Source organism: Curtobacterium flaccumfaciens (assembly GCF_051548005.1).
Lineage (GTDB): Bacteria > Actinomycetota > Actinomycetes > Actinomycetales > Microbacteriaceae > Curtobacterium.
On the sequence record NZ_JBPUGH010000041.1, the window covers coordinates 1 to 22,365 of the forward strand.

Here is a 22,365-nt window from a genome sequence, read left to right on the forward strand (position 1 = left end):
GACGCCGCCACGGGCCTCCCGGCCGTCGTGTGCGCGCTGTGCGCGGTGCCAGGGCGCTTCCGGCACGACGAGACTCGTGGTGAGCGACGAGTCTCGCGCTCCTGAGCACGAGACTCGTCGCTCAGCACGACACTCGCGCCCGCTGCCGCTCCGCGGCGGCCGCTGGCCGCTCCGCGGCGGCCGCCGCCGCGCGCCCGAGGAGGCCGAGCGTGTCGACCACCCGGTTCGAGAAGCCCCACTCGTTGTCGTACCAGGCGACGACCTTCACGTGCCGCCCGCCGTCGACCCGGGTGAGCAGCGAGTCGAAGATGCTCGATGCCGGGTTCTGCTGCACGTCCGTCGAGACGATCGGGTCGCTCGTGTACGCGAGCACCCCGGCGAGCGGCCCCTCCGCAGCGGCACGGTACGCCGCGTTGACCTCGTCGACGGTGACGTCCCGCCCGACGACCGTGTTGAGCTCGACGATCGACCCGACCGGCACGGGCACCCGGATCGCATCGCCGGACAGTTTGCCGTCGAGCCGCGGGAGCACGAGCCCGATGGCCTTCGCCGCACCGGTGGTGGTCGGTGCGATGTTCACCGCGGCGGCACGGGCCCGGCGGAGGTCCCGGTGCGGGCCGTCCTGCAGGTTCTGCTCCTGGGTGTAGGCGTGCACGGTCGTCATGAAGCCGTGCTCGATGCCGGCGAGGTCGTCGAGGACCGACGCGAGGGGCGCCAGCGCGTTCGTGGTGCAGGACGCGTTCGACACCACGGTGTGCTCCTGCGGGTCGAACGCGCCGGTGTTCACGCCGTACGCCAGCGTCACGTCGGCGCCGGTCGCCGGAGCGCTGATGAGCACACGTCGTGCGCCCGCGTCGAGGTGCTGCGCGGCGGCCTCGCGGGAGGTGAACCGACCCGTGGACTCGAGGACGACGTCGACGCCGAGGTCGCCCCAGGGCAGCGCTGCCGGTTCGCGCTCGGCGAGGACACGGATGCGGTGTCCGTCGACCACCAGGTGGTCGGCGCCGTCGTCGTGCGCGACCTCGACGGTCCCGTCGAAGGGCCCGAGGGCGGAGTCGTACTTGAACAGGTGCGCGAGGGTGTCGGGCGCGGTCAGGTCGTTGACGGCGACGACCTCGAGCCGGTCGCCGTCGGAGCCGTGGGCGGCGTCCCCCTCGCGGGCGAGCAGGGCGCGGAGCGTGTTGCGACCGATGCGGCCGAAGCCGTTGATGCCGATGCGGGTCATGGCGTTCCTTTCGTTCGGCCTCCATGCTCGTCGGCGGTGGCACCCTTCCCCAGTGGCGCTCGCGCCCACTTCCGGAAGGATCTCGCCACATCGCTCACTCCTGCTGGAACGTCCTGCGGTACGCCGTCGGCGTCACCCCGAGCACGCGGCGGAAGTGCAGCCGGAGGTTCGCGTCCGTCCCGAGCCCGACGCGCGCGGCCACCTGGTCGATCGCGAGGTCGGATCGCTCGAGCAGCTCGCGGGCGAGGTCGACGCGAGCCCGGAGGACCCACTGCATGGGTGTGTACCCGGTCCCCTCGACGAAGCGTCGCGAGAAGGTGCGGGTGGACACCGCCGCGTGCTCGGCCAGGTCGGCGAGCGTGAGGGGATCGCCGAGGTGCCGCAGCGCCCACTCCCGGGTGTCCGCGTAGGTCGCGTCCGCGGCGGACGGGACCGAACGCTCGATGTACTGCGCCTGCCCGCCGCTGCGGTGCGGAGCGCTGACCAGCCGTCGCGCGACGTGGTTCGCGAGCCCGACGCCGTGGTCCCGACGGACGAGGTGCAGGCAGAGGTCGATGCCGCTCGCCGCTCCGGCACTCGTGAGCACCGTGCCCTCGTCCACGAACAGCACGTCCTCGTCGACGTCGACCGCTGGGTACCGGTCGCGGAGGACCCGCGTGTAGTGCCAGTGCGTCGTGGCTCGACGTCCGTCGAGGAGCCCGGCCGCCGCGAGTGCGAACGCGCCGGTGGAGATCGCCGCGATGCGCTTGCCGGCGGTGTGCGCTGCCCGGAGCGCACGGACGACGGCCTCGGGTGGCGTGGTGTCGGCGGGGAACCGGTAGCCGGGCACGAAGACCGTCTGCGCCCAGTCGACGGCTTCGAGTCCTCGCCCGACGGAGTACGAGAGCCCGTCACCGCCCCGCACCGTGCCCGCCCGTGGCCCGCAGACCCGGACCTCGTAGGGCATGCTCGGACGGTTCGAGAACACCTGCGCCGGGATCCCGACGTCCAGGGGTTTCGCGCCGGGCAGCACGAGGACGGCCACACGGTGCGGACGATCGGCCATGCGCCGACGCTAGCGGATCGGCCACGGCCGCCGGGCGGACCGGCCAGGACACCTGCCGGGTCAGGTGTCGCGGACGGCGAGCACCCGGTGGGGCGCGGCGGACTCGGCGACCCAGCCAGAGGGGAGCACGCGGCGGAGCTCGTCGACCGTGAAGCTCCGCCGGATGGAGCGGAGACCGTCGACGCGGACGAAGGTACCCGCGGCGACGAAGGGCGAGGCCAGGGCGTACGACCGGTAGGCGCTGCGCGAGCGTCGGATGTCGGAGTGCACGACGCGCGACGCGGCGAGACGCTCGGAGTCGGCGAGGAAGCCGCGGCGCTCGTCGTCGGCGAGGTGGTGCAGCACGTGGTTCGAGACCACCACGTCGAAGCGTTCACCCGCCGCGACGAGGTCGCCGCTGGACTGCTCCCGGAACGTCGCACCCCGCTGCTGCGATCGGTCGGCAGCGGCGATCGCCCGCGGATCGGGGTCGACCCCGACGACCTCGACGTCGAAGCCGTCGCTCGCCGCCCACCGGACGAGCGCGCGTGCGAGGTCCCCGCCGCCGCACCCGAGGTCGAGCACACGACCACGGCCGGACGGCGGCAGGGCGGGCATGACGTGCGTCCGCCAGACCGTCCGCCAGCCGCTCACGAGTGCGTTCACGACGGCGAACCGTCGGAAGGTCCGGTCCAGCGCCCTCGGGTCGCAGTCGGGGTCGTCCATGAGTTCGCGCAGCGCGACGTCCCGGACGGAGAGGTCGACCGGGAGGCGCGGCGCGGCCTCGTCTCGACGACTCACGGCCGGCCGGCGGTCACCGCTGCGCCGGTGGCGAGCGGGTGGGTGTCGGTCGCGTCGGTGCCGGTCGCGTCGGTGTCAGTCGTGTCGCTGTCGGTGTCGGTGTCGCTCTCGGCCGCGACGGTCGTCGACGCGGCTCGGGTGACCGCGGTGTGCAGCGGTGCGGCCACCGTGAGGCGTGCACACTCCACGGTGAGCCCCGGGCCGAACGCGAGGGCGACGATCGGGGCGCCGTCCTCGAGGCCGCTCCCGAGTGCCTCGGCGAGGACGAACAGCACGGTCGCGCTCGACATGTTCCCGTGCTCGCGGAGGACGGTCCGGCTCGCGGTGAGGGCGTCGGCAGGCAGCCCGAGCGCCTCCTCCGTCCGGTCGAGGATCGCCCGGCCGCCGGGGTGCACGGCCCAGGTCGGGACCGCGGCGGCCGGAGCACCACCGAGCAGCGGGGCCACCGCCGCAGCGACGTGTTCGCCGATGAGCTTCGGGACGGCCGTGGAGAGCACCATCTCGAAGCCCTCGTCGCCGATGTTCCACGCCATGTCGTCGGCTCCTTCGGACACGACGCTGGTGGCGAAGTCGTCGATCCGGAGCCCCGGTCCCCCGGCGGCCACGACCGCCGCGGCTGCGCCGTCGCCGAAGACGCTGTTCGAGACGATCTGGTCGGGGTCGTCCGAGGTCCGGACGTGCAGCGTGCAGAGTTCGGCGCAGACGACGAGCACGACCGCTTCCGGATCGGCGTCGACGAACGCGGCGGCGATCCGGAGCGCCGGGAACGCCGCGCAGCAGCCCATGAAGCCGATGTGCTGCCGGAAGACCGACGGGCGGAGACCGAGCTGCTCGACGATGTCCAGGTCGGGTCCGGGTTGGGTGAAGCCCGTGCACGACACCGTCACGACGTGGGTGATCGTCTCCGGTGCCGTCTCCGCTCGGGTCAGCGCGTCACGTGCGGACGCGACGAAGAGCGGCGGTGCGAGCAACCGGTAGGCGTCGTTCCGCGACCCGGTCGAAGGGGACACCAGTGCGCCGTGCTCGTCGCGGAAGGCTCCGGCGTCCGCAGCCGGGTCGAGTTCGGGCAGGACGGTGTGCCGCGTGTCCACGGCGGAGCCGTCGAACGCCGCCCCGATGAGCCGCTGCGCCAACCGCGACGTGTCGGTCTGACCGCGGAAGAGGTCACGGACGGCGGACTGCCCGAGGGTCGTCCGCGGGACGGCGGTACCGATAGCGCGGATCGTTGCGGACACGACTCATCCTGTCACCGGGTCGCTGACGCGTCCCCAGGTTGCGTCCGCGGCCCCGGCGAAGGGCTCGACACCGCGGAACGGACACAGCACCGTGGTGAACCACGGTGCTGTGTCCGGAACGCGGTTCCGCCGCGCTCGGTGCCGGGGTGTCAGCCCTGCTGCGCGCGCTCGAGCACGAGCTCGCGCACGCGGGCGGCATCGGCCTGACCCTGCATGGCCTTCATGACGGCACCGATGATCGCGCCGGCGGCCTGGACCTTGCCGTCCTTGATCTTCGCGAGGACGTCCGGCTGCGCGGCGAGCGCCTGGTCGACCGCGGCCGTGAGCGCCGAGTCGTCGGAGACGACCTTCAGCCCGCGCGACTCCACGACCTGCGAGGGCGATCCCTCCCCGGCGATGACGCCCTCGAGCACCTGACGCGCCAGGCGGTCCGTGAGGTCGCCGGACTCGACGAGCGCGATGAGCTCGGCGACGTGCTGCGGCGAGACCAGGTCGCCGGCGGTCGCGTCCTGTGCGTTCGCGACGCGGGTGATCTCGCCCGTCCACCACTTGCGCGCGGCCTGCGGCGCGGCACCGGCAGCGACCGTGCCCTCGACCTCGTCGAGGAGCCCGCCGTTGACGACGTCCTGGAACTCGAGGTCCGCGAAGCCCCACTCGCCCTTGAGCCGTCGACGACGCGCGACCGGAGCCTCCGGCAGCGCGGCGCGCAGTTCCTCGACCAGTGCGCGGTCGGGGACGACCGGCAGGAGGTCGGGCTCGGGGAAGTAGCGGTAGTCGTCCGCGTCCGACTTCGGTCGGCCGGCCGAGGTGCGGCCGGTGTCCTCGTGCCAGTGACGGGTCTCCTGCGTGATCGTGCCACCGGCAGCGAGGATCGCCGCCTGCCGCTGGATCTCGTACCGGATGGCGCGCTCGACCGAGCGGAAGGAGTTGACGTTCTTCGTCTCGGTGCGGGTCCCGAGCTTCTCCTGCCCGCGCGGGCGGAGCGAGATGTTCGCGTCGCAGCGGAGGTTGCCACGCTCCATGCGCGCCTCGGAGACGCCGAGCGCCCGGACGAGGTCACGGATGACCTGCACGTACGCCGCGCCGAGCTCCGGCGCGCGGTGCTCGGCGCCGAAGATCGGCTTCGTGACGATCTCGACGAGCGGGACGCCCGCGCGGTTGTAGTCGACGAGCGAGTACTCCGCGCCCTGGATGCGTCCGGTGGCACCGCCGACGTGCGTGAGCTTGCCGGCGTCCTCCTCCATGTGGGCGCGCTCGATCGGCACCTGGAAGATGGTGCCGTCGGCGAGTTCGACCTCGACCTCGCCCTCGTAGGCGATCGGCTCGTCGTACTGCGAGATCTGGTAGTTCTTCGGGTTGTCCGGGTAGAAGTAGTTCTTCCGCGCGAACCGCGACGACTCGGCGATCGAGCAACCGAGCGCGAGGCCGAGGCTGATCGAGTACCGGACGGCCTGCTCGTTCACGACCGGCAGCGACCCGGGCAGTCCGAGGTCGACCGGCGTCACGTTGGTGTTCGGCTCGCCGCCGAAGAAGTTCGGCGCGTCCGAGAACATCTTGGTCTTCGTGCCGAGCTCGACGTGCACCTCGAACCCGAGCACCGGCTCGTAGCGTTCGAGTGCCTCGTCGAAGTCCATCAGGGCTTCCTTCTGCGCCATCAGATCACGCCTTCCTGCGCTGCCGACTGCTGGGAGGCGTCCAGGTCGGGGATTCGGTCGATGAGCGGGGCACCCCACTGCTGCTCGAGCAGCCGCTCGAGCGCGGCGCCGTAGCGGTAGAGCCGGGCGTCCTCGCGCTGCGGCGCCATGAGCTGCACGCCGGTCGGCAGGCCGTCCTCGGGGGCGAGGCCGTTCGGGATGCTCATGCCGGGCACGCCCGCGAGGTTCGCCGGGATCGTGGTGAGGTCGTTGAGGTACATCGCGAGCGGGTCGTCCATGCGGTCACCGAACGGCAGGGCCGTGGTCGGCGCCGAGGGGCTGAGGAGCAGGTCGACCTTGTCGAAGGCGGCCGCGAAGTCGCGCTGCACGAGCGTGCGGACCTTCTGCGCGGAGCCGTAGTACGCGTCGTAGTAGCCGGCGCTCAGCGCGTAGGTGCCGAGGATGATGCGTCGCTTGACCTCGGGGCCGAAGCCGACCTCGCGCGTGGCGGCCATGACGTCCTCGACGGTCGCACCGTGCTCGGGCGTGACGCGCAGGCCGAAGCGCACGGAGTCGAACTTCGCGAGGTTCGACGACGCCTCGGCCGGCAGGATCAGGTAGTACGCACTGATCGCGTAGGCGAACGAGGGGGCGTCGATCTCGACGACCTCGGCACCCGCCGACTCGAGGAGCGCGACGGTCTCCTGGAAGCGCTGGGTCACGCCGGCCTGGAAGCCCTCGCCACCCGCGAGCTCCTTGACGACGCCGACCGTGAGTCCGCGGAGCGTGTCCGCCTGGAGCCCGGTCCGGGCGGCGTCGGCCATCGACGGCCACTCCCCCGGGATCGAGGTCGAGTCGCGCGGGTCGTGCCCGCCGATGACGTCGTGCAGCAGGGCCGCGTCGAGGACCGTCCGCGACACCGGGCCGATCTGGTCGAGCGACGACGCGAGGGCGATCGCGCCGTACCGGCTCACACCGCCGTACGTGGGCTTCACGCCGACCGTGCCCGTGAACGCACCGGGCTGCCGGATCGAGCCACCGGTGTCGGAGCCGAGCGCGAAGGGCGCCTCGTACGCGGCGACCGCTGCCGCCGAGCCACCGCCGGAGCCGCCGGGCACGCGGTCGAGGTCCCACGGGTTGTGCGTCGGGCCGTAGGCCGAGAACTGGGTCGTCGACCCCATGGCGAACTCGTCCATGTTGGTCTTGCCGATCGGCACGAGGCCGGCGGCGCGCAGCTTGGCGACCGGGGTCGCGTCGTACGGGGGACGCCAGCCCTCGAGGATCTTCGAGCCGGAGGTCGTCGGCATGTCCTGCGTGCACAGGACGTCCTTGACGGCCACGGGCACGCCGGCGAGCGCCCCGAGCTCGTCCCCGGCGGCACGGCGGGAGTCCACGGACTTCGCGACGGCCAGGGCGTTCTCGTTGACGTGGAGGAACGCGTGCACGTCGCCGTCGACGGCGGCGATGCGGTCGAGGTGGGCCTGCGTGGCCTCGACGCTGGAGACGTCGCGGGCGACGAGGGCGTCGGCGAGCGCGGCGGCGCTCAGCTTGGTGATGTCGTTCACGGTCGTGGCCCCTTACTGCTCTTCGCCGAGGATGGCGGTGACGCGGAACCGCTCGCCGTCCGAGTCGGGCGCACCGGAGAGCGCCTGCTCCTGGGTGAGGGTCGCGCCGACCTCGTCCGGGCGGGTGACGTTCTCGAGCGGGACCGGGTGGCTCGTCGCCGGGACGTCCGGGGTCGCGACCTCGGTGACCCGGGCGACGCTCTCGACGATGTGCGAGAGCTCCCCGGTCATCTTCTCGATCTCGTCGGGCGTGAGTGCGATACGCGCGAGGCTCGCCAGGTGGGCGACCTGCTCGCTCGTGATGTCAGGCATGGTGCTCCGTCGATTGCGTTCGTGGGATGCGCACCAGTCTATTGCGGACGCTCGCGCAGCCCGCCCGCCGGGCGCGACGTGTGGAGGGACGGAGCTCCCGCCCATCGGGTGCAGGAACCGACCGGCCAGCGCGACCCTGCGAGGCGGGGCCGAGCCGTGCCTCCCGGCCGTCACCCGCCGGACGTGCCGCCCTTGCCCGACGTGCCGCCCTTGCCCGTCCCGCCGCTCTGCCCGGGCGCTGCCGCCCCGGCCGGCGCGGCCGGCGCACCCGTCTGCTGCTGCCCCGGCTGCTGCTGCGTCCCGGTCGTCGACTGGTCACCCGGCGTGGCCGGAGTGCCCGCCCCGGCACCGGACTGCGACCCCGACGAAGAAGGAGACGACGAAGAAGAAGACGACGACGACGACGCGTTCCCGATCATCGCCGGGTCCGGCGTCGGCAGTGCATCACCGCCGTAGTGGCCGTCGAGGTAGGTCATCATCTGCTTGCCGACCCCGAACTTCGCGCTGTACCCGGTCGTGCCCTGCAGGAACGGCGTGTTCGCGAGTCCGACGTTCCCCTGCACGTTCCCGATCCACGTCGCGTTCGTGTACTTCGTGCTGGACGCGACGAGCCAGTTCTGCACGTCGCTGTCGGTCGTGCCGGTCTTCGCGAACTTCGGGGTCGAGTCGTCCGGGTTCGCGCTCGCGGCGGTCCCGTTGCCCCTGAGCACACCCTGGAGCGCGTAGTCGACCGTCCCCGCGACGGCCGGGTCGACGCCCTGGGTGCAGGAGGACTTGGTGGGCGTGATCTTGGTGCCGTCGGCCTCGGTGACGGAGTCGATCGCGGTCGGCGTGCAGACGATGCCGTCGTTCGCGAAGCCCGCGTACGCCTCGGCGAGGTCGATCGGCGAGAGGTTGTTCGTGCCGAGGATCATCGACGGGACGGAACTGATCTTGCCGCCGTTCGCGAGGTGGATGCCCATCTTCGCCGCGAGGTTCGCGATGTTGCACAGGTCGAGCTGCTTGCCCATCGCGGCGAACGCGGTGTTGATCGACTCGCTGGTCGCGGCCTGGACGCTCATCGAGGCGGGGACCGCCTCGGCGTTGGCGACAGGCCAGTCCGGACCGTTGATGTCGGCGCACGAGTTCGTGAACTCCGACGTCGGGTAGTCGTGCTGCGTCGTGCTGACGGTGTCGCTCAGCGTGTGCCCCGTGGCGAGCCACTCCGCGAGCGTGAAGACCTTGAAGGTCGAACCGGTCGCGAACCCGCCGGAGTTGCCGTACGCGGTGTCCGCGCTGTAGTTCACCGCGGTCGTGCCCGGGGCGCTGCTGTCGCCCTGCGTGTAGGCGGTGTTCTGCACCATCGACAGGATGCGGCCGGTGCCCGGTTCGACCGTCACGTTCGAGCCGCCCACGTCGATCCCCGCCATCGTCGGCGGGACGTACGCCGACAGTGCCGACTGACCCTGCGCCTGCAGGTCGAGGTCGAGCGAGGTGTGGATCTGCAGGCCCTTGGTGTCGAGCGTCGCGATGCGCTCGGCTGCGGTCTTCCCGAACGCCGGGTCCTGCAGCACCTCGTCGCGGACGTAGTCGCAGAAGTAGCCCGCGTCGAAGCCGGAGGCCGCGGTCGAGCAGCCGTTCGCCGTCGCGGTGATCCTCGGCTGGACCGGCGTCGCGATGGCCGCGGTCATCTGCGCCTTCGTGATCGAGTGGTGCGCCTCCATGCGCCGGAGCACGTAGTCGCGACGCTCCTTCGTGAGCGCGTACCCGTTCGCCTTGCCGTTGGCCTTGTCGCTCGGCTGGTCGATGCGCAGGTTCGACGGGTTGTTGAGGATCGCCACGAGGGTCGCGGACTGCACGAGCGAGAGGTCCTTCGCGTGCACGCCGAAGTAGTACTCGGCACCCGCCTCGGCGCCGTAGACCCGGCCGCCGAGGCCGACGATGTTGAGGTACCCGGTGAGGATCTGGTCCTTCGAGTACTTCTTGTTCACGGCGATCGCGTAGCGCATCTCCTGCAGCTTGCGCTGCGGGGTGACCCCGGCCGCGTCGGCGTAGCAGGCGTCGACCTTCTTCTGCGTGTCGGCCGCGTTCTTCCCGGTCAACGACTCGCACTGCTGCACGAGCACGTTCTTGACGTACTGCTGCGTGATGCTCGATCCGCCCTGCACGTCGCCGCCGACCGCGGTCGCTGCAGCTCCACGAAGGGTGCCGATGACGTCGATGCCGCCCTCGTCGTAGAAGCGCGGGTCCTCGGTGTCGATCGCGGCCTGCTTGAGCGAGTCCGCCATCTGCGCGCTCGTCACGTTCGTCCGGTTCTCGGCGTAGAAGGACGCGATCTTGACCTGCTGGCCGTTCTTGGTCGCGTACACGGCGGACACCTGCTGCGGGGTCTGGATGTCGAGGTAGTCGGGCAGGTCCTCGAAGAACGAGGCCGCCCCCGATGCGCCCTCCCCGACGACCGCCACGGCGGGCGTGACGGCGACCGTCACGAGCATCCCCGCGAGGACGGACATGCCGAGGAAGGTCAGGAGGGCCGCCGGCCACCGGATCACACGCATGGCGAGCACGCTAGGTGGGCGCCCTGGGTTGGTTCTGGCGCGGAACCGTCGCAGACTGCACCGTCGCTCAGGTTCCTCTTCAGGCTGCCCGGCGCGCGGCTCGCGTCCCGCGAGGGGTCGCGCATCCGGCCGGGAGGCACGGTGCCGGTCGCGGACGTCGGCCTCCGGTCACGATCCGGTCACGGCGCGCTGGCGCGGCTCCGCAGGTGCCTGCCGCTGCGCCTCGGGACGTCGCCGGGAAACGGTGCGAGGTGCTCGCCATGGTGCGAGCTTGTTCCCCTCGCACCATGGCGAGGACCTCGCACCGAGCGGGGAGCGCCTCGCACCGTGCGTGCGCGGTGCGCCCGCGCGCCCCGACCCGGTCGCGTGGGCGGGTCACTCGCGCTGCTGGACGTCCTGCGGTCGGACGAGGTACATGTCCGGCGTCCCCGGCACGCCACCGCCGCCGGTGCCCTCACCCCGTCGGAGTTGCTCGCGCACCAGGTCCCCGCGGCCGACCGCGATGAGGGCCACGTCGTGCAGGGACGCCGTCCCGGGCTTGAGGTAGTCGTTGTGCCCGGACGGACGACGGAACACGTCGCCGGCCGCACTGGTGTCCGCGCTCCCGGCGAGGTCGAGCAGGGTCGAGCCGAAGGACGCCGAGCCGGGATCGGTGCCGAAGTACCCGGACCCGGCGATCGGGTCGCTGTGCGCGCCGCCGACGAACACCTCGCCCGGGGTCACCGCGAGCTGCGCGGCCGTGCGGACCGAGCTACCGGGCGACCCGAGCACGGTGAGGCTGTCGGCGTGCATCCGGCCCGAGGCGAGGGCGATGAGCGACGTCGTCGAGCCGTAGGAGTGCGCGACGATGTTCAGCCGGGGCTGCTCCGCGCCGCGGACCTCGCGGAGCCCGGCCACCGCGCGTTCGAGCCGCTCGGCCCCGGTCTGCGCGAGCGAGAGCGACAGGATGTTCGACAGGTCGGGCGTGCGGTAGCCCATCCACGCCACGACCGCCACACCGTGCCCGTGCCCGGCCGCGGCCACCGGCGCGAGCGTCGCCTGCTCCGTGGCCAGGTCGTTCGCGGTGTCGGTGAAGTCGTGCATCTGCCCGGTGACGGTGAAGAACATGCCGGGGACGACGACGGTGACGTCGGCGGCGCTCTCGAGGTCACCGATGGCGATCGCCGCCCGACCGGCCCCGCGGGTGTCGAGCGTGATGAGCATGCGTCGGGGGTCGCCGGGGGCGGACTCGAGCGAGCGGCGCACCTGGCCGAGCATCGCGGTCTCGGCGGGCGGGGTCGCGTGGTCCACGAGCGCCGCGGTGAGCGTGATGCGGTTCGCACGGTCGCGGACGGCGTAGGGCACGCCCTCGAGGTTCCCGACGACTCCGGGCGCGAGGGTCTCGAGGACCTGGTGCTCGTCGTCGCCGAGCCCCGCCCACCACGACGCGACCTGGCGGGCGGTCGGCGGGTCGTCCTGCACGGTGGTGACGACGGCCGGGTCGACGGCGACGCGCCGGAGGTCCGCCGTCGGCATCGACACGAGGTCCTCGAGGAACTCGCTGCCCGGAGCGTGCGCGACGGCGTCGGCGTCGATCTGCACCCCGACCGATCCGATCTGGGGTACCGAGACCTGCTCGAGGGCGCGCTGAGCGGTCTGCACGACGACCGTCGGGCTGGGAGCGGGCACGTCGGGGGCCTCGACCACTCCCACGGAGTGCATCGAGGCGGTGAGCAGAGCCGCGGCGATGAGCAGCAATCGGGTCTCCCCCGGGAAGGCCGTCCCGTCGTCCCCCTGCAGACGACGGGTGATGCTCCGTCGAGTTTACGAAAACCGGCCCGTTTGGGAACATGCCTGTTGCAACTTGGCCCCCAAACTGGGTGCACGGGAGGGTGTGCCGTTCCGAGCGGACACGAGCGAGTCGTGTTCCGAGTGCTGCTCAGCTCCCTGCCGGCGCCTCCGGTGCGTCACCGAGCGCCTCGGGGCCTTCGGTGACGAGGAGTCGGAACTGCTCGGCGTCGATGATCCGGACGCCGAGCTGCTCCGCCTTCGTCAGCTTCGAGCCGGCACCCGGACCGGCGGCGACGAAGTCGGTCTTCTTGCTCACGCTCGAGGCCGCCTTTCCACCGGCGGCCATGATCGCCTCGAGTGCACCCTCTCGCGTGTACCCCTCGAGCGACCCGGTCGCGACGACGGTCACGCCGGTCAGCACACCGCCCTCGGCCGCGGCCGCTCCCGGCCCGGGGTGCCCGGGGATCGCGAAGCGCACCCCAGCGGCGGTCCACCGGTCGACGATGTCGCGGTGCCAGTCCACGTCGAACCAGGCGAGCAGCGCGTCGGCGATGATGCCCCCGACGCCGTCCACCCCGGCGAGGTCGTCGCGTGACGCCGCGCGGATCGCCTCGAGCGAGCCGAAGTGCGTGGCGAGTGCCCGAGCTGCGACGGGGCCGACGTGCCGGATGTTCAGCGCCACGAGCTGGCGCCAGAGGTCCTTCGTCTTCGCGGCGTCGATGTTCGCGAGCATCTCGAACGCGTTCTTCGACGGGAAGCGGCTCGGCTCACCGGTGTAGTCGGCGCCGTGGGCATCGGGGTCGAAGGGCGGGTCGGTCTTCTTGCGCGCGCGACTGAACGGCGTGACGCGCTTCGGCACACCGGCGTCGTCGGTCTTCTGCATGCCCGTCTCGGCGTCGCGGACGATCACCTCGATCGGGACGATGTCCTCCATCGTCAGGTCGAACAGCCCTGCTTCGGTCACGAGGGGCGGGGTCTCGGGGTGCAGCGGCTGGGTCAGTGCTGCGGCGGCGACCTCGCCGAGGCCCTCGATGTCGAGCGAGCCGCGCGAGGCGATGTGCTCCACGCGGCCACGGACCTGCGCGGGGCAACTCTTCGCGTTCGGGCACCGGAGGTCCTTGTCGCCCTCCTTCGCGGGGGCGAGGGGCGTCCCGCACTCCGGGCACGCCGCGGGCATGACGAACTCGCGCTCGGAGCCGTCGCGGAGCTCGACGACCGGACCGAGCACCTCGGGGATGACGTCGCCGGCCTTCCGGAGGACCACCGTGTCGCCGATGAGCACGCCCTTCGCCTTGACGACGTCCTGGTTGTGCAGCGTCGCCTGACGGACGACGGACCCGGCGACCTCGGCTGGCTCCATCGACGCGAACGGGGTCGCACGGCCGGTGCGCCCGACGCTGACCACGATGTCGAGGAGCTTCGTGTGGACCTCTTCCGGCGGGTACTTGTACGCGATCGCCCAGCGCGGCGCGCGCGAGGTCGACCCGAGCTCCTCGTGCAGGGCGAGGTCGTCGACCTTGATCACGATGCCGTCGATCTGGTGCTCGACCGACGCGCGACGGTCACCGTAGTCCCGCACGAAGCCGAGGACCTCGTCCACGGTGTCGAAGACCCGGTAGTGCGAACTCGTCGGCAGGCCCCACGTCTGCAGGAGCTCGTAGACCTCGGACTGCGAGTGCGCCTCGGTCGAGCGCTCGAGCTCCCGCACGGGCCACGCGCCGATGCCGTGCACGAGCATCCGGAGCCGACGCAGGCGGTCGACCATGAGCGCGCGCTTCGCCTCGGACTTGCCCTCCTCCTTCTGACGGAGGGACCCAGCGGCGGCGTTGCGCGGGTTGGCGAACACCTTCTCGCCCGCCTCGCGCTGCTTGGCGTTGAGCTCGTCGAACTCGGCCACCGGGAAGAAGATCTCGCCGCGGACCTCGACGATCGGCGGGTGCCCGGTGCCGGCCAGGCGGTCCGGGATCGTCCCCATCGTCCGGACGTTGCCGGTGACGTCCTCGCCGACGACACCGTCGCCGCGCGTCGCCGCCGAGACGAGCCGACCGTCCTCGTACCGGAGGTTGATCGCGAGCCCGTCGATCTTCAGCTCGGTGAGCCACCGCACCCGCTCGGCACCCGCGTCGCGCTCGACCTTCGTGGCCCAGTCCGTCAGCTCGTCCGGGCTGAAGACGTTGTCGAGGCTGAGCATGCGCTCGGCGTGCTCGACCGGCGCGAACTGCGTCGTCTGCGCCTGCCCACCGACGGTCTGCGTCGGGCTGTCGTCGGTGAGGAGCTCGGGGTGCAGCTCCTCGATCGCGGCGAGTCGGTGCTGCAGCGCGTCGTAGTCGGCGTCCGACGCGGTGGAGGCGTTGCCCTCGTAGTACTCGTGCCGGAGCTCGGTGATGCGGGCGCGGAGCCGGTCGACCTCACGCGCCGACTGCGCGGCGTCGAGGTCGGACGGGGCGGTCGTCTCGAACGTCGTGTCGTCGTCGGGCGTGCTCTCGCTCATGCCCTCAGTTCTACCGGCAACCACCGACCGAACGCGCAGCGAGCACCCTGCCCGGGAGCGGCGCGGAGGCGCCGCGGTCAGGCGCCGACCGGGACCGCCGACACCGTCGCGTCGATCGTGCACTGTCCGAGCACCCGCGTGCCGACGTACACCACCGCGGTCTGTCCCGGGGCGACCCCGGAGAGCGGCTCGTCGACGTCGATGACGAGCCGGCCCTCGTCCACCCGGGCGGTCGCGGCGACCGGGTCGGCGTGGGCGCGGATCTGCACGTCGCAGGCGAACGGCACCGACGGGTCGGCCGGCGCCGTGCCGGCCCAGGTGAAGCGCGCCCCGGACATCGAGGACACGTCGAGGGCCTCCTTGGGCCCCACCACGACGGTGTTCTCCTTCGGGCGGATCTCGAGCACGAACCGCGGCTTGCCGTCCGGCGCCGGACGACCCAGGTGCAGGCCGCGCCGCTGCCCGACCGTGTACCCCGTCGCACCCTGGTGCTCCCCCACGATCGTGCCGTCGCGCTCGACGACGTCACCGGGGGCGGTGCCGACCCGGTCGGCCAGCCAGCCGCGGGTGTCGCCGTCCGGGATGAAGCAGATGTCGTACGAGTCGGGCTTCTGCGCCACGGTCAACCCGCGCGCGGCGGCCTCGGCCCGGACCTCGTCCTTCGACGGCGTGGCACCGAGCGGGAACATCGCGTGTTGGAGCTGCTCGGCGGTCAGCACCCCGAGCACGTAGGACTGGTCCTTCGCCCAGGCCGCCGCGCGGTGGAGCTCACGCGAGCCGTCCGCGCCGGTGACGATCGAGGCGTAGTGCCCGGTCGCGACCGCGTCGAACCCGAGGGCGAGCGCCTTCTCGAGCAGCGCCGCGAACTTGATCCGCTCGTTGCACCGCATGCACGGGTTCGGCGTCCGGCCGGCCTGGTACTCGGCCACGAAGTCGTCGACGACGTCCTCCTTGAACCGCGCCGAGAAGTCCCACACGTAGTACGGGATGCCGAGCACGGACGCCGCGCGCTGTGCGTCCATCGAGTCCTCGATCGTGCAGCACCCCCGGCTGCCGGTGCGGAGCGTGCCGGGCATCCGGCTGAGGGCCAGGTGCACCCCGACCACGTCGTGTCCGGCGTCGACGGCCCGTGCCGCCGCGACCGCCGAGTCGACGCCGCCGCTCATCGCTGCCAGTACTCGCATGCCTCCAGGGTAAGCACCGGCGTAGCGTTGTGCGAACGATGCCCTCCGAGACCCCCGCCTTCGACCTCCGGGCGGTCGTCCTGTCCGGGTTCCTCCCCGCCGCCCTCTTCGCGATCGGCGAGGGGGCGATCATCCCGATCATCCCGATCGCCGCCGACAACCTCGGAGCGGGCCTGGCGTTCGCGGGGTTCGTGGCGTCGCTCATCCTCGTCGGCGAGCTCATCGGCGACGTGCCGTCGGGGGTCGTCGTCGGGCGGATCGGCGAGCGCAACGCGATGATCGGTGCCGCTGCGGTCTCGGTCGTCGGTCTCCTCGTCTGCGTGTGGTCCCCGAACGCTTGGGTCCTCGCCGTGGGGGTGTTCCTCGTCGGCGTCTCGACCGCGGTGTTCGCCCTCGCCCGCCACGCGTACATGACGACCGCGATCCCGGTCCACGTCCGGGCCCGCGCCCTGTCGAGCCTCGGCGGCGTGTTCCGCTTCGGCTACTTCGTCGGCCCGTTCGTCTCGGCGGGTGTGATCCACCTCACCGGCGCGACGCAGAGCGCCTTCTGGATCCACGTCACCTGCTGCCTCCTCGCCGCCGTCGTGCTCCTCGTCATCCGCGACCCGGCGACGGGCGCACGCGGCTTCCGGAAGCCGGCCCGCGCCTCCCGGCCGGACGCCGGCGTCCCCGCGACCGCCACGGCCGTCGCGGAGCCGCCCACCGACACCGGCGCGCAGTTCGTGCAGGACGAGGCCCACGGCCTCTTCCGCACCATCCGCGCGCACCGGAAGGTCCTGCTCCGCCTGGGCAGCGGCGCCGGCCTCATCGGCGCGCTCCGCGCCGGACGGCAGGTCATCCTGCCCCTGTGGGCCGTGAGCGTCGGCCTGGACGACTCCACCGCCGCGCTCGTCATCGGCATCGCCGGAGCCGTCGACTTCGCGCTGTTCTACACGAGCGGGCAGATCATGGACCGATGGGGTCGCCTCGCGAGCGCCCTGCCCTGCATGCTCGGACTCAGCGTCAGCTACTTCCTCCTCGCCTGGTCGGGCCACCTCGATGCACGGGTCGGCTGGTTCGTCGCGATCGCGATCGGGATGTCCCTGGCGAACGGCGTCGGCTCCGGCATCCTCATGACGCTCGGTGCCGACCTCGCGCCGCGGGACCACCCGGCGCCGTTCCTCGGTGCCTGGCGCTTCACCGGGGACTTCGGGTCCGCCGCCGCGCCGCTGCTGATCTCCGGGGTCACCGCCGTCGCGTCGATCGCGGTGGCGAGCGGTGTGATGGGCGTCCTCGGACTCGTCGGGGCCGGGGTTCTCCTGCGGTACGTCCCGCGGTACCTCCCCCGCCGGTTGCGCTGACGGTGTCGACGGCGCTGCGCGCGCAGGGACGGCCGGGAGGCACGGCGCGCGTCCGCCCCGCCGGTCCCGCTCGGTAGACTGCCGCTGTCGCGGGAGTGGTGGAATTGGTAGACACGCAGGATTTAGGTTCCTGTGCCCCGGCGTGAGGGTTCGAGTCCCTCCTTCCGCACGGCGGTTCTCCGCACCTTCCTGACCACGTCCGCAGACTCACTCCGTCGGCGGATGGCCCTGACACACGGGGACGGTAGCCTGACCCCTGCGGGGTCGTCCTCGTGTCCCCGCCCGCTCGACCGGAAGAACCATGCACTCCGTCGCACTCGCCCTGATCCCCTGGCTGGATCCGCAGTACATCCTCGACCACTTCGGGGCCGTCGCCGTGCTCGTCGTCTGCGCGATCATCTTCGCCGAGACCGGCCTGCTCGTCGGCTTCATCTTCCCGGGCGACAGCCTCCTCGTCATCACCGGCCTCTTCGCCTTCGACCGGGGCGGCGCGATCGGCGGCATCCCGATCTGGGTCGCGGCCCTGATGATCGCGGCGTCGGCCTTCCTCGGCGGCGAGCTCGGCTACTACATCGGCAAGAAGGCCGGTCCGCCGATCTTCGAGCGCAAGGAGAGCGGACTGTTCTCCAAGGCGAACGTCGACCGCACGAACGCGTTCTTCCACCGGTTCGGTCCGCTCGCCGTGATCCTCGCCCGCTTCGTGCCGGTCGTCCGCACGTTCCTGCCGATCGCCGCCGGTGTCGGTCGGATGAACTACAAGAAGTACTCGCTCTACAACGCGATCGGTGCCGTGATCTGGGGCGTCGGCGTCACGTTCCTCGGCTACTTCATCGGACACATCCCGTTCGTGGCGCACATCGTCCGGTCGTACATCGACGTGATCCTGCTCGCCGCCGTCGTCGTGACCGTGGTCCCGATGGCGCTGACCTACTTCCGGAACGCGCGCAAGGCGAAGCACGCCGAGCAGCAGGCCGAGGTCGACCCGCAGGTCTGACCCGGACGGTGTCGTCCGCGCGGCCACGAGCGGGCCGCGGCCGCGAGCGGGCTGCGACCGTGAGCGGGCTGCGACCGTGAGCGGGCGAACACCGTCACACTCGCGGCCGATGGACAGCTCCTCCCGCCCGCTCGGCGTACTGCAGAGCTCGCGTCCTGCCCGCTCGCGGACCGGCGCACGGCGCACGGCGCATCGACGTACGGCGCACCGGTGCCCCGCGAGCCACCGCGCCTACTCTGCGCCGAAGTACTCCCGCACGATCGGTGCGATGCCGCGGAACGCCTTCGAGCGGTGGCTCAGCGCGTTCTTCTCGTCGCGCGTCAGCTGCGCCGAGGTCCGGTCAGCGTCGTCCGGCCGGAACACCGGGTCGTACCCGTGCCCGCCGTCCCCGATCGGCTCCGTCGTGACCTCGCCGTTCCAGACCGCCTCGAACACGTGCTCGGTGCCGTCCGGCGTCACGAAGGCCGCGGCGCACACGAAGGCCGCGGTCCGTTCGACGACGCCCTCGAGGTTCTGCAGCAGCAGCGCGATGTTGTCGGCGTCCACCCGGGTCCCGGCGTACCGGGCCGAGTGGATGCCCGGCGCACCGTCGAGCGCGTCCACGGCGATGCCGGAGTCGTCGGCGAGCGCCGGGAGCCCCGTGTGCGCCACGGCGGCCCGGGCCTTGATGAGCGCGTTCGCGGCGTAGGAGTCGCCGTCCTCGACGGGCTCCGGTCCGTCGTACCCGACGAGCTCCACGCCGTGCCCGAGTGCATCGCCGAGGATGTCGCGCAGCTCGACGAGCTTGCCGGCGTTGTGGCTGGCGAGGACGACCCGACGATCGGTCACGAGGTCTGCCCCAGCACCTCGCGCTGGATCGCGGCGAGCGACGCGTTGCCCGCGAGGCCGAGGTCGAGCAGGGTGTCCAGCTCGTCGCGGTCGAACGGCGCGTGCTCGGCGGTGCCCTGGACCTCGATGAACTTCCCCGACCCCGTCGTCACGATGTTCATGTCGGTGTCGGCGGCCGAGTCCTCGGTGTACGCGAGGTCGAGCATCGGCTCCCCCTTGACGATCCCGACCGAGATCGCCTGCACGCTGTCGAGCAGCGGGGTCGCCTTCTTCCCGACGAAGCCGCGCTCCCGGCCCCACTCGATCGCGTCCACCATGGCCACGTACGCGCCCGTGATGGACGCCGTGCGGGTGCCACCGTCGGCCTGCAGCACGTCGCAGTCGATCACGAGGGTGTTCTCGCCGAGGCCCTTCGTGTCGACCACCGCGCGGAGGGAACGACCGATGAGGCGGGAGATCTCGTGCGTGCGGCCGCCGACCTTGCCCTTGATCGACTCGCGCTGCATCCGCTCGTTCGTGGAACGCGGCAGCATGGAGTACTCGGCGGTGACCCACCCGGTGCCCTTGCCGGCGAGCCAGCGGGGCACGCCGTTGGTGAACGACGCGGTGCACAGCACCTTCGTGTTGCCGAAGGAGATGAGCGCGCTGCCCTCGGCCTGCGTGCTCCACCCCCGCTCGATCGTGACGGGACGGTGGTCGGTCGCGGCGCGGCCGTCGATGCGGGTGCTCATGGGGTCCTTTCGGTGTGGGGCAGCAGGATGGCCCCGGTCTGGAGGTGGCCGACGCTCGAGACCTCGGGTCCGAGGAAGCGCCGGGCGAGCCGGATGAAGCCGTTCTTGTCGTCGCCGGTCGCCTCGAACGCGTACGTCGGCGGCTCCGGGCTGGTGCGCTCGAGCCCGTGCTCGACGAGCCGGCGGTAGACGTCGTTCGCCGTCTCCTCGGCGCTCGACACGAGGGTGACGTCCGGACCCATGACGTACTGGATCGCCGCGGACATCAGCGGGTAGTGGGTGCAACCGAGCACGAGCGTGTCGACGTCGGCGGCGCGGATCGGGGCGAGGTACTGCTCGGCCACCGTGCGGAGCGCCGGCGACGAGGTGTCCCCGGCCTCGACGAACTCGACGAAGCGGGGGCACGCGGCGAGCGAGAGCGTGACGTCGGCGGCGACCGCGAAGGCGTCCTCGTAGGCCCGGGAGGCGATGGTCCCGACGGTGCCGATCACCCCGATGCGGCCGGTGCGGGTCTGCTTCACGGCGGCACGGGCCGCGGGCTGGATGACCTCGACCACGGGGATGCCGTACGCCTGCTCGTAGCGCTCCCGAGCGTCGCGGAGCACGGCGGAGGACGCGGTGTTGCACGCGATGACGAGCGCCTTGACCCCCTGCTCGACGAGGTCGTCCATGACCTCGAGCGCGTAGTGGCGGACGTCGGCGATGCGCTTCGGCCCGTACGGCGAGTGCAGGGTGTCCCCCACGTAGCGGATGCTCTCGCGCGGCAGCTGGTCGATGATCGCCCGCGCCACCGTGAGCCCGCCGACCCCGCTGTCGAAGACTCCGATCGGTGCATCCGTCACACCCACCAGCGTACCGACCACGCGACGCACCCCGACCGCCTGCCCGTCCGACCGCCCGCGCCGCCACCTCGCACGGTGCGAGCCCCGCCCACCCTCGCACCGTGCGAGGCCCGCCCACACGGTGCGAGGTTGTGCTCGCGGTGCGACCCCCGCGGGCTGCCACCGTGTGCGGAACCGCGCACGGACCGGCGAGCCGCCGAGGCCTGCCGTAGTGTCGGGGAGGTGACCAGCGCGCTCCTCACGGACCAGTACGAACTCACGATGGTGGACGCCGCACTGAAGGACGGCACCGCCGACCGTCGGTGCGTGTTCGAGGTGTTCACCCGCCGCCTGCCGGACGGCCGCCGGTACGGCGTCGCTGCCGGCCTCGGTCGGTTCCTCACCGCGTTGGGCGACTTCCGCTTCGGCGACGAGGAGATCGGTTTCCTCCGCGACCGCGGTGTCATCGACGAGGGCACGGCGACGTGGCTCGCCGACTACCGGTTCACCGGCAGCATCCGCGCGTACCGCGAGGGCGAGGTGTTCTTCCCGAACTCGCCCGTCCTGCAGATCGAGGGCACCTTCGCCGAGGCCGTCGTCCTCGAGACCCTCGCGCTGAGCATCTTCAACGCCGACAGCGCGATCGCGAGTGCCGCCGCGCGCATGGTGTCCGCCGCCGACCACCGGCCGCTCGCCGAGATGGGCTCCCGGCGCACGGGCGAGTGGAACGCGGTCGCTGCCGCCCGCGCCGCGTACATCGCCGGGTTCGGTGCGACGAGCAACCTCGAGGCCGGGCGCACGTGGGGCATCCCGACGATGGGCACGGCCGCGCACGCCTTCACGCTGTTGCACGACTCGGAGGAGGCCGCGTTCCGGTCGCAGCTCGACGCCCTCGGCAACGGCACCACCCTGCTCGTCGACACGTACGACATCGAGGCCGCGGTCGAGACGGCCGTCCGGCTGACCGACGGCAAGCTCGGAGCGGTGCGGATCGACTCCGGCGACCTGCCCTCCGTCGTCGCCGCGGTCCGGGCACAGCTCGACCGGCTCGGCGCGACCGGGACGAAGATCACGGTGACGAACGACCTCGACGAGTACACGATCGCGGCCCTCCGGGCTGCCCCGGTGGACTCCTACGGCGTCGGCACGTCGGTCGTCTCCGGCTCCGGACACCCGGCAGCGGGCATGGTGTTCAAGCTCGTGGCGCACCGGGACGCTGCGGACGACGCCTGGGTCCCGGTCGCGAAGAAGTCCGCCGACAAGGCGTCGACCGGCGGCCGCAAGGAGGCCGGCCGGCGGCTCCGCAACGGCATCGCCACCGCGGAGGTCGTGCTCACCCAGGGCGCGGTCGGCCCCGACGAGCGGCCGCTGCTCGTCCCGGTGGTGACGAACGGCGAGGTGGACCCGGCGTTCCTCGGCAGCGCGGGCGTCGAGGCGGCGCGGAAGCACCACAAGATGGCGAAGGCCGAGCTGCCCGCCGACGCATCGCGCATCGGTCGGGGCGACCCGGCCGTCCCCACGCTGGTCATCTGACCGGCGATCGGGAGCTGCGGAGGACTACTCGGCCTTCATGCGCTCGTAGATCTTCTTGCAGTCGGGGCAGACCGGGAACTTCTCCGGGTCACGTCCGGGGATCCACTTCTTGCCGCACAGCGCCTTGACGGGCTTGCCGCTGAGCGCCGACTCGAGGATCTTGTCCTTCTTCACGTAGTGCGAGAACCGCTCGTGATCGCCGGGCTCGATCCCCTCGTCCTCGAGGAGCTTCTCGAGCTCGCGGTCCATCACGTCGAGGCCGCCACCGGGTTCCGTCATGCTCATGCGTCCAGGGTACGACGCGCCGCGCCCCGTCGCGAAGGGGGGCCCTGGCGATGCG

Annotated in this window: 18 protein-coding genes and 1 tRNA gene; 4 read left to right on the forward strand and 15 right to left on the reverse strand. The window is 72.0% G+C overall.

From position 1 onward, the window contains the following. Nucleotides 1-121: 121 nt before the first annotated feature. From gap to mnmA, 11 genes are all read right to left on the reverse strand, one after another. Entirely contained in the window at nt 122-1,225 is a 1,104-nt protein-coding gene (gene gap, locus ACSW7Y_RS07165) for a type I glyceraldehyde-3-phosphate dehydrogenase (RefSeq protein ID WP_438125625.1), read from the reverse strand. Between the two features lie 94 nt (nt 1,226-1,319). After that, entirely contained in the window at nt 1,320-2,270 is a 951-nt protein-coding gene (locus tag ACSW7Y_RS07170) for a GlxA family transcriptional regulator (protein WP_438125626.1), read from the reverse strand. 60 nt (nt 2,271-2,330) lie between these two features. Continuing rightward, nucleotides 2,331-3,050 (reverse strand): methyltransferase domain-containing protein, encoded by a 720-nt coding sequence (locus ACSW7Y_RS07175; protein WP_438125627.1) that lies wholly within the window; start codon nt 3,048-3,050, stop codon nt 2,331-2,333. Continuing rightward, on the reverse strand, nt 3,047-4,285 hold the full coding sequence (locus ACSW7Y_RS07180) for a type III polyketide synthase (protein WP_438125628.1): 1,239 nt from the start codon (nt 4,283-4,285) through the stop codon (nt 3,047-3,049). Before ACSW7Y_RS07180 ends, ACSW7Y_RS07175 begins: the two co-directional genes overlap by 4 nt. A 149-nt stretch (nt 4,286-4,434) precedes the next feature. Next, the gene (gatB, locus tag ACSW7Y_RS07185; RefSeq protein ID WP_438125629.1) at nt 4,435-5,940 is read right to left on the reverse strand and encodes an Asp-tRNA(Asn)/Glu-tRNA(Gln) amidotransferase subunit GatB; all 1,506 of its coding nucleotides are present in this window, start codon (nt 5,938-5,940) and stop codon (nt 4,435-4,437) included. Beyond that, complete coding sequence (gene gatA / locus ACSW7Y_RS07190; RefSeq protein ID WP_438125630.1) at nt 5,940-7,484, reverse strand: Asp-tRNA(Asn)/Glu-tRNA(Gln) amidotransferase subunit GatA; 1,545 nt, start codon at nt 7,482-7,484, stop codon at nt 5,940-5,942. Before gatA ends, gatB begins: the two co-directional genes overlap by 1 nt. Nucleotides 7,485-7,496: 12 nt before the next feature. After that, nucleotides 7,497-7,796 carry an Asp-tRNA(Asn)/Glu-tRNA(Gln) amidotransferase subunit GatC gene (gene gatC / locus ACSW7Y_RS07195; protein WP_175328571.1) on the reverse strand — a complete coding sequence of 100 codons (300 nt, stop codon included), beginning with the start codon at nt 7,794-7,796 and terminating at the stop codon, nt 7,497-7,499. A 170-nt stretch (nt 7,797-7,966) separates the two neighbouring features. Further along, on the reverse strand, nt 7,967-10,333 hold the full coding sequence (locus tag ACSW7Y_RS07200; protein ID WP_438125631.1) for a transglycosylase domain-containing protein: 2,367 nt from the start codon (nt 10,331-10,333) through the stop codon (nt 7,967-7,969). A 375-nt stretch (nt 10,334-10,708) separates the two neighbouring features. Continuing rightward, on the reverse strand, nt 10,709-12,034 hold the full coding sequence (locus ACSW7Y_RS07205) for an alpha/beta hydrolase (RefSeq protein WP_438125632.1): 1,326 nt from the start codon (nt 12,032-12,034) through the stop codon (nt 10,709-10,711). A gap of 217 nt (nt 12,035-12,251) precedes the next feature. Then, nucleotides 12,252-14,594 carry an NAD-dependent DNA ligase LigA gene (gene ligA, locus ACSW7Y_RS07210; protein WP_438125633.1) on the reverse strand — a complete coding sequence of 781 codons (2,343 nt, stop codon included), beginning with the start codon at nt 14,592-14,594 and terminating at the stop codon, nt 12,252-12,254. A 77-nt stretch (nt 14,595-14,671) separates the two neighbouring features. Beyond that, a complete protein-coding gene (gene mnmA / locus ACSW7Y_RS07215) occupies nt 14,672-15,778 on the reverse strand; it encodes a tRNA 2-thiouridine(34) synthase MnmA (protein ID WP_438125634.1) in 1,107 nt (368 codons plus the stop codon). A 38-nt stretch (nt 15,779-15,816) separates the two neighbouring features. Between mnmA and ACSW7Y_RS07220 the strand changes: the two genes are divergently transcribed. The 3 genes from ACSW7Y_RS07220 (at nt 15,817) to ACSW7Y_RS07230 (ending at nt 18,112) form a co-directional block, all read left to right on the forward strand. Then, the gene (locus tag ACSW7Y_RS07220; RefSeq protein ID WP_438125635.1) at nt 15,817-17,118 is read left to right on the forward strand and encodes an MFS transporter; all 1,302 of its coding nucleotides are present in this window, start codon (nt 15,817-15,819) and stop codon (nt 17,116-17,118) included. Nucleotides 17,119-17,207: 89 nt separating this feature from the next. Continuing rightward, a tRNA-Leu gene (locus tag ACSW7Y_RS07225) sits at nt 17,208-17,287 on the forward strand. A gap of 132 nt (nt 17,288-17,419) precedes the next feature. Continuing rightward, on the forward strand, nt 17,420-18,112 hold the full coding sequence (locus ACSW7Y_RS07230; RefSeq protein WP_438125636.1) for a DedA family protein: 693 nt from the start codon (nt 17,420-17,422) through the stop codon (nt 18,110-18,112). Between the two features lie 231 nt (nt 18,113-18,343). Here ACSW7Y_RS07230 and rdgB read toward each other — a convergent pair whose 3' ends face one another. From rdgB to murI, 3 genes are read right to left on the reverse strand one after another with little or no spacing between them, the layout of a single operon-like run. Next, entirely contained in the window at nt 18,344-18,940 is a 597-nt protein-coding gene (gene rdgB, locus ACSW7Y_RS07235; protein WP_438125637.1) for an RdgB/HAM1 family non-canonical purine NTP pyrophosphatase, read from the reverse strand. Continuing rightward, on the reverse strand, nt 18,937-19,671 hold the full coding sequence (gene rph, locus ACSW7Y_RS07240) for a ribonuclease PH (RefSeq protein ID WP_438125638.1): 735 nt from the start codon (nt 19,669-19,671) through the stop codon (nt 18,937-18,939). Before rph ends, rdgB begins: the two co-directional genes overlap by 4 nt. Then, nucleotides 19,668-20,513 (reverse strand): glutamate racemase, encoded by an 846-nt coding sequence (murI, locus tag ACSW7Y_RS07245; RefSeq protein WP_438125639.1) that lies wholly within the window; start codon nt 20,511-20,513, stop codon nt 19,668-19,670. The genes rph and murI overlap by 4 nt, the downstream gene beginning before the upstream one ends. A 156-nt stretch (nt 20,514-20,669) precedes the next feature. Between murI and ACSW7Y_RS07250 the strand changes: the two genes are divergently transcribed. Beyond that, nucleotides 20,670-22,025 (forward strand): nicotinate phosphoribosyltransferase, encoded by a 1,356-nt coding sequence (locus tag ACSW7Y_RS07250; RefSeq protein WP_438125640.1) that lies wholly within the window; start codon nt 20,670-20,672, stop codon nt 22,023-22,025. Nucleotides 22,026-22,049: 24 nt separating this feature from the next. Here ACSW7Y_RS07250 and ACSW7Y_RS07255 read toward each other — a convergent pair whose 3' ends face one another. After that, on the reverse strand, nt 22,050-22,310 hold the full coding sequence (locus tag ACSW7Y_RS07255; RefSeq protein ID WP_022904204.1) for a DUF3039 domain-containing protein: 261 nt from the start codon (nt 22,308-22,310) through the stop codon (nt 22,050-22,052). Nucleotides 22,311-22,365 lie beyond the last annotated feature (55 nt).

Coding starts and splice junctions, on each gene's coding strand:
- mnmA (WP_438125634.1), bottom strand. CDS start 15,778: ATGCGAGTACTGGCAGCGATGAGCGGCGGCGTCGACTCGGCGGTCGCG.
- ACSW7Y_RS07255 (WP_022904204.1), bottom strand. CDS start 22,310: ATGAGCATGACGGAACCCGGTGGCGGCCTCGACGTGATGGACCGCGAG.
- gatB (WP_438125629.1), bottom strand. CDS start 5,940: ATGGCGCAGAAGGAAGCCCTGATGGACTTCGACGAGGCACTCGAACGC.
- gap (WP_438125625.1), bottom strand. CDS start 1,225: ATGACCCGCATCGGCATCAACGGCTTCGGCCGCATCGGTCGCAACACG.
- ACSW7Y_RS07230 (WP_438125636.1), top strand. CDS start 17,420: ATGCACTCCGTCGCACTCGCCCTGATCCCCTGGCTGGATCCGCAGTAC.
- ACSW7Y_RS07205 (WP_438125632.1), bottom strand. CDS start 12,034: ATGCACTCCGTGGGAGTGGTCGAGGCCCCCGACGTGCCCGCTCCCAGC.
- ACSW7Y_RS07170 (WP_438125626.1), bottom strand. CDS start 2,270: ATGGCCGATCGTCCGCACCGTGTGGCCGTCCTCGTGCTGCCCGGCGCG.
- ACSW7Y_RS07220 (WP_438125635.1), top strand. CDS start 15,817: ATGCCCTCCGAGACCCCCGCCTTCGACCTCCGGGCGGTCGTCCTGTCC.
- ACSW7Y_RS07200 (WP_438125631.1), bottom strand. CDS start 10,333: ATGCGTGTGATCCGGTGGCCGGCGGCCCTCCTGACCTTCCTCGGCATG.
- gatC (WP_175328571.1), bottom strand. CDS start 7,796: ATGCCTGACATCACGAGCGAGCAGGTCGCCCACCTGGCGAGCCTCGCG.
- rph (WP_438125638.1), bottom strand. CDS start 19,671: ATGAGCACCCGCATCGACGGCCGCGCCGCGACCGACCACCGTCCCGTC.
- ligA (WP_438125633.1), bottom strand. CDS start 14,594: ATGAGCGAGAGCACGCCCGACGACGACACGACGTTCGAGACGACCGCC.